The sequence below is a fragment of the Sphingobacterium sp. UBA5670 genome (assembly GCF_002420705.1).
GTDB lineage: Bacteria > Bacteroidota > Bacteroidia > Sphingobacteriales > Sphingobacteriaceae > Sphingobacterium.
The window spans coordinates 261132-270356 of the sequence record NZ_DIIM01000013.1; the positions used below are offsets into that span (position 1 = coordinate 261132).

A 9225-nucleotide genomic window follows, 5' to 3' on the forward strand; every position below is an offset into this window, starting at 1 on the left:
GGATGCTATTCTTTGATTCTCGTATAGGTGTTTTCTATAAACTTTATCGTTTCGCACATAAGCAGGTTCAATGTCTCTACATTGATGTCGCTTAATTTTTTGATGTATATACAGGCTTTGCCTATTTTGAACTTTCCCAACTGATCAACTAAATGACGCTGTTCATCTCCTCCGCTGTACACGTAAAGAGAAATCGCTGATTTTCGGGGACTGAATCCAAGCAGAGGGGCATTGCCTTCATGTCCGCTTGCATATTTGTAATGATATTGCCCGAATCCGATAATGGATGATCCGAACATCTTTGCTGGTTCACCGGTCGCGGTTGCCATCAGTTTTATAAGTGCTGTGCTATCCATTTGTTTTTGTGGGTCATCAACTGTCTTGATAAAGTCTTCGACAGATGCTTCGGTATATGCTGTTTTATTTTGTGCCATTTATCATTGAATGCTAGGAGAAGTCTTCCTATAATTTTAATTGAACTATGTAATGATCTTGAGATTTAATTTTGTGCTTGATTATGTTTTGCAGCGACTATTTTTGGAACATAAAATCAAAGGCTCCCGTTCTCAGATTAATATCATATTCAAGATATGCTTTCAGACATGCGAGAAAGTTGGCCCATCCCTCGGTTTGACGCATCATAATTAAAATGCCTTCTGCATCATTGTTCATCTCATGTTCGGTAATCTTTACAATAGTAGAGTTTTCTCCAAATGTAGATAATACAATTTCCACCAATTGATTCGGGAGTCCGCCGCTCCAATCAAAGGAAATATAGGCGTCTAGGTTGATCGTTTTTCCGGTGACAGGAAAACTATCCGGGAACTCAGGAAATGTCCACTCGACCGTTTTATCAGTCTCTAACCGTCCGGTTGACGATTTTATAAAATAGTGGTTCATCTTAGTGGGATCTACGATTGCCTCAAAAACTTCGTTGATAGGTTTCTGAATCTGTATACTTGCTTTTGCGGTTAACTTTTCCATAATGATTGAATTAAAGTTTCAGACAAATATTCAATAAATAGTAATAGCTTGTATCAGTTGCTATAAAATATTTGCACAGTTTTAGACATCTCTCTTTAAGTGTCTTTGCCATCTTAAGTAAACAGTCGATTGGAGAATAGGTTTTCCTTGTAGCAATTCGGATCAATATTTCCTCCAAAATGAACAATTTGTACACTTGTCGAATCGTACTTTATGTTACTTTTGATCGAATTCAATCGGAATAACTCTTATTGCGATCCATAAAACCGACATTATGTTTAAAATTGAGTACTTCTTTTTTTTATTACTTTCTTCAGGAACAATTGTTTCCATGGCGCAGACTAAAGATGTAAATGAGGGTAATGAAGCTGCGAATATGTTTAATGATGCTACTGCGCGTGATAAAAATGCACTAGTGGAAGCTGAAAATGACTGGTGGAAACAAGTGGCCAGTACGAGGGAGCAACGCATCAAGAGGTGGAAGGAAGCAACATTTGGTATGTTCGTTCATTGGGGTGTTTACTCGCAGTATGGCAATATATGGAAAGGAAAACAAGGTGGTGGTTATGCTGAGCATTTGATGCGTGTAATGAAAATCCCACGTCAGGAATATCTTGATTCTGCACGACGATTCAATCCGGTAAGATTTGATGCAGAGGAATGGGTGTTGTTGGCAAAGGACGCAGGCATGAAATATTTTATTATCACAGCCAAACATCATGATGGCTTTGCAATGTATCCCACCGCATTTTCAAGTGAATATTCGTTAGCGAATACGCTATTTCAAAGAGATCCTTTAGCCGAGTTAGCTGCAGCTTGTCGTAAGCATGGACTTTTATTTGGGTTTTATTACTCGCATGCTTTCGACTGGGAACATCCCGATGCTCCCGGGAATGACTGGGATTATGATAACCCAGGGGGAGATAAATTGCTGGGCGGTGCAAAGTGGTTCGACAAGCATCCTGATTGGTTAACAAAAGCTAAACGTTATGTGGATGAAAAAGCAATTCCACAGATTGAAGAACTTATCCAACGTTATCATCCCGATTTATTGTGGTTTGACACGCCGCATAAGTTGCCGCTATCGGAAAATTTGAGGATACTCAAAGCGATTCGAATGAAGGATCCTTCTATTGTTGTCAACGGTAGGTTGGCTCGTACGGAGGAAAAGAATTATGGCGACTATCTGAATACAGCAGATCGGCCGGAGGAATATTATCCGGTTTCCAACGGAGCTTACTGGGAAGCGATACCCACGACGAATGAATCTTATGGTTACTCTTCGACAGATAAAAGTCATAAATCTACAGCACATTTTATTAAGCTGTTGGCAAAGGCGACCGCGATGGGAGGGAATATTCTTATGAATATTGGTCCTAAGGGGGATGGAAGCATCGATGGTCATGATGTTGCCATTTTAAAGGGATTAGGTCAATGGATGAAAGGGAATCGTGAAAGTGTTATTGCTGTTGCACCTTCCGGTTTGCCTCGCCAGCCTTGGGGAGTCATTACACAAAGAGGGAACATTTTATATCTCCATGTCTTTGATGGGCCTCAGCAGGGGGAGTTGATTGTTGGAGGATTGAAAGGTAGAGTTAAGTCAGTTTCCTCTTTGTCGGGTAAGACAATAGAGAATTATAGTGTTAAGGATGATGGTTTGCATATTTCTACAGACCGAATTGATCGTGAAGAAGGTGATTCGGTTGTGGTTGTAGAGCTCGAAAGCAATAGCATGAATCCAAACGATAATGATGTCATCTGTTTAGATCACAATTTTTCCAAAAATAGGCTTTTGTCATTTTACGCTAAACAGATAGGGCCGCAGATGAAGTTCGGTGATGGTAAAAAAGATCGTTATTATGTTACTGGGTGGACCGGCTTATATCAAGGTCTGGTATGGAATACTTATGTGTTAACTGGTGGGAGGTTTAAGGTCTCCGTCAGATATGTAAAAGATGTAGCGAACACAGGAGGGAGTTTAAGTTTGACTCTAGGAGGAAAGGACCTCGATTTTGTGATAAATCCGGCTTCTCCTATCGGTTCACGCGGAATCCAGCTCGAATTGGGAAGTGTAAATCTGTCCAAAGGCAACCAGAAAATCGAATTAAAGGCAAATAGCATTGAAGGGGCTGAAATGGTGAAATTTCTGGAAGTAATATTGGATCCAGAATAATATGTATTGGGATTGGCTCAGTCTCTAATTCACATGCGTATACCCGCGCCCCAAAGAATCAAATCCAGCCGGACCTGCTTTCGGATCCGAATATCGTTAAAACAAAAAAAAGCTAATCTTGCGATTAGCTTTTTTTTGTGATCCCGCTGGGATTCGAACCCAGGACCCATACATTAAAAGTGTATTGCTCTACCAGCTGAGCTACGGAATCCTTTCCGTTTTTGAAAGTGATGCAAAGGTAGGAAAATAAATGACTTTTGCCAAATGTTTTTGACTTTTTTGATGCAAAAAGATGTAACTTATTAAATGTTACTGAATTATTCTTTTATAAAGCACCCGATCATGTATCGTTTTTTAGGGAACTAGAAAGATTTGTTTTGTCATCGAATAGATGTTGATCTACCAACTTAGGTAGGGGATCTATTGACAGTGAGTCACTTTCAAAGATACTTAGAGCCTATTTTCTTATACAATTAGGCATAAAAAAAGTCAGCTACATGGCTGACTTTTTTTTATGATAGGGGTGAGTCATCTTATTCAGTGACAACGCCCATTTTACTAAATTTATCAATTCTTTCTGAAACCAATGTGTCACTATCTTTAGCAGTCAATTCTGCAAGATCTTTTAACAATTGGCTTTTTAGATTCGCTGCTGCTGCCGCCGGATCTTGGTGTGCACCGCCTAAAGGCTCAGGGATGATACCATCAATTAACCCGTTGCCCAACATGTCTTCTGAAGTTAATTTTAATGCCTCTGCGGCTTTCTCTTTATGATCCCAACTTCTCCATAAAATAGAAGAACAAGATTCTGGAGAGATAACCGAATACCAGGTATGTTCCATCATGTAAACCCTGTTTCCAACACCGATCCCCAAAGCTCCTCCGGAAGCTCCTTCGCCAATAACCACACAAATGATAGGAACTTTTAATACCGCCATTTCCATCAGATTACGCGCGATCGCTTCTCCCTGTCCACGTTCTTCAGCTTCCAAGCCCGGATAAGCACCCATCGTATCAATTAAGGTGATCACGGGTTTATTGAACTTTTCGGCCATTTTCATCAAACGTAAAGCCTTTCGGTAGCCTTCAGGATTAGCCATTCCAAAATTGTGATATTGGCGTTCTTTTGTGTTTTTGCCTTTTTGATGACCAATGATCATAACAGCATTACCATCTATAGAAGCCATACCGCCAACAATGGCTTTATCATCCTTAACAGTTCTGTCACCATGTAGCTCAATAAATTCGTCGCAGATCGCTTCTATATAATCGTAAGTCTGCGGGCGATCAGGGTGACGCGACATTTGAACATTCTGCCAGCCAGTTAAATTGCCGTATATTTCTTTTTCTGTAGAAGCAAGCTTTTCCTCAAGCTCACGAACGGTTGCGCTCATGTCAACTTGAGTTTTTTCGGCAACTTGAGTTACCTTTTCAATTTGCAATTGCAAGTCTGCAATTGGCTTTTCAAAATCAAACGTGGTTTTCATATATCTATTTTATGAAAATATTCAGAGGGCTAATTTAGCGCATTTTTTCTGAAATTAAAATTAAGGAGGATAATATCATTGGAATTCCTTTGTTACATTTGCGTTATAATCGTAGTGGTGGCTTAGTTTTTGATTGTAGCCCTGTGAAAAATGTTGACTTATGCTGAAAAAATATTTTTACTTTCTTTTGTTGCTGATCTTACCTTCGCTTGTTCGATCGGAGAGTTATCCTGAAGTTTTATTTGACAATAGCGTTATCAACGGGAGTTATGCTAAAAGTATTGCTCATTATACAGGTGAATCATGGATACAGAATGTGAGTTATAGCTTACCTGTGTCCGATAGTTTGTTTTTTACTCCGGGCAATTCGCTTTCGCTGCGGTATGTTTCTTCTCCCAATGGAAAATGGGAAGCAAGCATTTTAAACGACAAGCAGAAATTCCCCTATTTAATCGCTAAAGATGACCATCTGACCTTTAAATTGTTTGTTCAAAGCAACACAGAGAAAGGACAATTGCCTAAAGTCACCTTGCAGCAAAATGATACAAGGACGAATGCGGTGGATATTGCAAATTATATCGATGATTTTGCTTATGATACTTGGCTTAATGTTTCTATTCCAATTACTAAATTTGCTGGAATTTCAATGGGTAAGTCTGTTTCAGCCTTAGTTCTGGAACAAAATGGAACTTCTCTGCGGACAAATCAATTGTTTATCGATCAAATTGAGTTTTTACCCAAAAACTATCCAAAGGTAAAACTGTCATCGGCCGCCATTTTGTCGAAAATAAGTTCTGTGGATAAACAAGTGGAACTGGTTTGGCAATTACCGTTGACCCCAAGTATTCGCTATGTAAAAATTTATCGTTCGGAAGATAAACTTAATTTTCAGCCGATTGCAATTTTACCCATCTATGTGCAAAAATCGTTGGATAGGGTGGATGAATATAACAAACCTTATTATTATAAGATAGCTTGGGTAGACTATAATTATGTTGAATCTCCTTTTTCCGAAGTTAGGGAGGTACAGACAAAAAAAGGTACGGATGCGGAGATGTTAAATTTTATTCGGAATGCACATGTCAACTATTTTATAGATAATTATGATGTAAATAGCGGTATGTTCCTGCCCGATAGAGGCAATAGACAGGCTATTGTATCCACCAACGAAACTGGTTATGCGATCTTAGGCTTGCTTGTGGCGGGGGAAAATAACCTGATTTCGAGGCAGGCTCTTTTGCTCAGGTTAGCACGAATGGTGAAATTTTTAGGAAGCGCACAACAGCATCAAGGTGTCTTTACAGCACTTTATGATGGTCGTTCAGGGGTGCCTTATTATCGCGATTCAATTCCAACGTATGATTTGCGTGGGACATCGCATATCATGGAATCGCTTTTAATCGCCCGACAGTATTTCTCTAAAGATAATCCCGAAGAACAGGCGCTGAGAAATAACATTACCAAACTCTGGGAACGTATAAATTGGAACTATTTTACGGATGCAAATAATGCTGATGTACTTTGGAACAAATGGTCTCCAGTAGACAGTACAGCTAGGTCTAGACTGCTGGGAGGGTTTAATGAGAGTTTGGGGACCTACTTACTGGCGATGTCTTCACCGACACATCCTCTACCGATTTCAGCCTATACCAATGGATTTGCCACCAAACATAAAGGTAATGAATTGTATTTTGGAGATGAATCCAATGATTTGGCTCCTGAGCTGCGGATGAAGTTGAATGACTCATTGGCGCGTTCAATAAGTACCAACCCTTTAATTGGTGATGCGGGAAATACCGGAGCTTCAATTTATTCCGATGACAAAGTTATTTTTGCTAAAAATATCGCGGGAGGCAGTTTGAATGAATCATTAATGTCCGTTTATCGCCCTTTTCTTATTATGGATCCTAAGGGAAAAGTAGATGATTTTGTGGATTACAAGAAGTATTTGTCGGATTATATCCTTGCTTATAAGCGCAGAGATAATGAAATGAGCATAGGGACACGATTTACGGATATCTGGGGAGTAGAAAATGTTGAAGATACTTATCGGGGATATTTAGTAAATCCTGCAATATCTATTGCAGCTTATCCGTTTGAAAAAGAGATTGCACTAAAAGCCTTACGAAAGTTCTATGAAGAATATGCCGATGTGCTATTTACACAATATGGTTTTAGAAGCTGGATCGATATTAAAAATAACGATGTCTCTGAAAGCTATCGCGCAAGGAATCAGGCAACAATTGCGGTGATGATCGAGAATGCAAATTCGGGTATGATCTGGAAATTATACGAAAATATCCCTGAAGTGAAAAAGACCATGGAAAAAGTATATACCAAGAAATAGATTTGTTACGTTAGATAGGGCGGGGGAAAGATGTCTTATTGGACTTTTTTCGTTATATTTACAGTGCTTAAATCGATATTAAATACGCTAGAAACGACATGCTTAGAAAAATTAATTTGGGGATTTTAACCTTATGTGCAAGTTTATCGTTATTTTCCTGTAAACAACAAGCTATTGTAGTCAATCCAGGTGCTGTTGTAACAAAAGATGGAACTGATGATGGATTGAAAAATGTGAAGAAGGATTTTAATGATGCTAAAAGAACTGATGAAGGGATTAAGTTTAGTATATCGTCCGATTTATTGTTTCCAACAAACTCTTCTTATTTGTCTGAAAAGGCAAAAACCGAAGTCAGTAAATTGGCTTTGATCTTAAAAGAAAGCAATAATAAGATTAAAGTCGATGGATATACAGATGCAACAGGTACTGTTGAGTATAATCAATGGCTTTCTGATAAAAGAGCTGCTTCAGTGAAGAAGTTCTTAGTGGATTCAGGTGTTGCTGAATCACGCATCACGGCGAAAGGTTTTGGTCAGTCAAATCCGGTTGGCGATAATAAAACTCCCGAAGGACGTCAAAAAAACAGAAGAGTGGAAGTTACTATTTTAGATAAAAAATAGTTTATCTCATCAAATTCTTAATATAAAAAAAGCGAGATATTTTAAATATCCCGCTTTTTTTATACGGTTATATATAGGGGCCAAACCTCTTTGATAAGAGTTCCATGCATTAACTGTTCTTAAATACGAGCAGTGGAATAAAGTTTATTTTGTGGGATTGATTGTCAATACAAGATAAGCTTAATAGAAATAGAGTTTAAAACAATGAATTTAGAAGAAGAAGATAAGGGACAAAAGCCGATTTTTTGGGAAGCGATGCGGTTTTGGTTTGTGTTAGGCTGGATAAGTTTTGGTGGAACAACCGGTCATGTGACAATTATGCATGATTTTTTGGTTGAAAAGAAGAAGTGGGTAAGCAACAAGAAGTTTTTTCAGGCGCTCAACGCATGTATGTTGCTCCCCGGCCCCGAAGCACATCAATTGACCATCTATCTCGGCTGGAAATTACATGGCTTGAAAGGAGGTGTCCTTGCCGGATTATTTTTTATTGTTCCTTCGCTTCTTATTATATTTGGACTCAGTTCAATATACGCACACTATGGTAATTCCGCATTGCTGATGGCCTTATTTTCAGGCTTAAAACCGGCAGTTCTAGGAATTATTATATTTGCAACTTTTCGGGTGGGACAGAAATCGCTTGTCAGTGGATGGCATTATGGGGTTGCATTGGCGGCTTTTTTTCTGTCATATTTTGTTGAGGTACCCATGCCTTGGATTATTGTTGGCGTAATAGCTTTTGGTATACTTTTATATTCCATTTTATCGAAAACCTCTAAAATAGATACTAGTCTAGAAAATGATGGCGAGAAACTCGAATCGTCGTACTTTATCAATACCCTCGAAAAGCTTCCGTCTTTATCCTATCGTCGTATTTTTGCTCAGATTTTGTTGTTTTTTTTACTCTGGTTGATTCCATTTTCCACATTACTGTTTTTTACGGTTGATACAGATTTTTGGAAAACACTTTCGTTTTTGTTTACAAAATCTGCCTATCTGACGATCGGAGGTTCCTATACCGTTATTCCCTATGTTGCTGCTCTTGTGACAGAAAAATTGCTGTGGCTTACAAAGAGTCAGATGATCGATGGATTTGCACTTGCAGAGACGACGCCGGGACCTTTGGTGGTTGTATTGGCTTATGTAGGGTTTATGGCTGGCTTCAATCATTTTCAACAGTCCTATACCATGGCGGCGATAGGTTTGGCTGCTACGGCGTATTTTACCTTTTTGCCAAACTTTGCTCTCATTTTTGTGGGGGCACCACTGATTGAGCGGGCGCAAAAAAATGTAGGGATACAATACGTCCTATCTTTAGTGACAGCATCAGTGGTCGGAGTAATAGTTAATTTAGCCTGTTATTTGGGGCAAGGGATTCTATTTGCGCAGGGTATAGGTGCATGGTTTTCAATCGATCCCATTGCAGTCGTTTGGTTGCTTTTTTCCGTTTTTCTTTTGTTTAAATATAGAATTGGCATGTTAAAACTTATTTTGCTGAGCTTGATCTATGGCTTTGTCTTATTTTTATGGCGGTAAGATAAATATATCCATCTAGGGATGAGCTTCGCAGACAATTTTATTAAATTGAAGCGAATAAACAAGAAAAGCCCATCGACT

Annotated in this window: 7 protein-coding genes and 1 tRNA gene; 4 read left to right on the forward strand and 4 right to left on the reverse strand. The window is 38.9% G+C overall.

Features of this window, described 5'->3' with window-relative positions:
* Positions 1-5: 5 nt before the first annotated feature.
* Positions 6-434, reverse strand: coding sequence for a DUF1801 domain-containing protein (locus B3C94_RS11965; RefSeq protein WP_293903894.1), 429 nt, complete (start codon positions 432-434; stop codon positions 6-8).
* A 97-nt stretch (positions 435-531) separates the two neighbouring features.
* Positions 532-984 carry an SRPBCC domain-containing protein gene (locus B3C94_RS11970; protein WP_293903896.1) on the reverse strand — a complete coding sequence of 151 codons (453 nt, stop codon included), beginning with the start codon at positions 982-984 and terminating at the stop codon, positions 532-534.
* 274 nt (positions 985-1258) lie between these two features.
* Here B3C94_RS11970 and B3C94_RS11975 point away from each other — a divergent pair, with 274 nt between their 5' ends.
* The gene (locus B3C94_RS11975; RefSeq protein ID WP_293903898.1) at positions 1259-3157 is read left to right on the forward strand and encodes an alpha-L-fucosidase; all 1899 of its coding nucleotides are present in this window, start codon (positions 1259-1261) and stop codon (positions 3155-3157) included.
* Positions 3158-3295: 138 nt separating this feature from the next.
* Here B3C94_RS11975 and B3C94_RS11980 read toward each other — a convergent pair.
* Positions 3296-3368: transfer RNA gene (locus B3C94_RS11980), tRNA-Lys, on the reverse strand.
* A gap of 322 nt (positions 3369-3690) precedes the next feature.
* Positions 3691-4644: an acetyl-CoA carboxylase carboxyltransferase subunit alpha gene (locus B3C94_RS11985; protein WP_293903900.1), complete on the reverse strand. Its 954-nt coding sequence runs from the start codon at positions 4642-4644 to the stop codon at positions 3691-3693.
* 160 nt (positions 4645-4804) lie between these two features.
* Here B3C94_RS11985 and B3C94_RS11990 point away from each other — a divergent pair, with 160 nt between their 5' ends.
* The 3 genes from B3C94_RS11990 to chrA all read left to right on the forward strand — a co-directional run bounded on the left by B3C94_RS11990 (position 4805) and on the right by chrA (position 9144).
* Entirely contained in the window at positions 4805-6991 is a 2187-nt protein-coding gene (locus tag B3C94_RS11990; protein ID WP_293903901.1) for a glucoamylase family protein, read from the forward strand.
* Positions 6992-7089: 98 nt separating this feature from the next.
* Positions 7090-7611, forward strand: coding sequence for an OmpA family protein (locus tag B3C94_RS11995; protein WP_046671760.1), 522 nt, complete (start codon positions 7090-7092; stop codon positions 7609-7611).
* Between the two features lie 204 nt (positions 7612-7815).
* Positions 7816-9144, forward strand: a complete 1329-nt coding sequence (gene chrA / locus B3C94_RS12000) for a chromate efflux transporter (protein ID WP_293903904.1) — start codon at positions 7816-7818, stop codon at positions 9142-9144.
* The last annotated feature ends 81 nt before the right edge of the window (positions 9145-9225 follow it).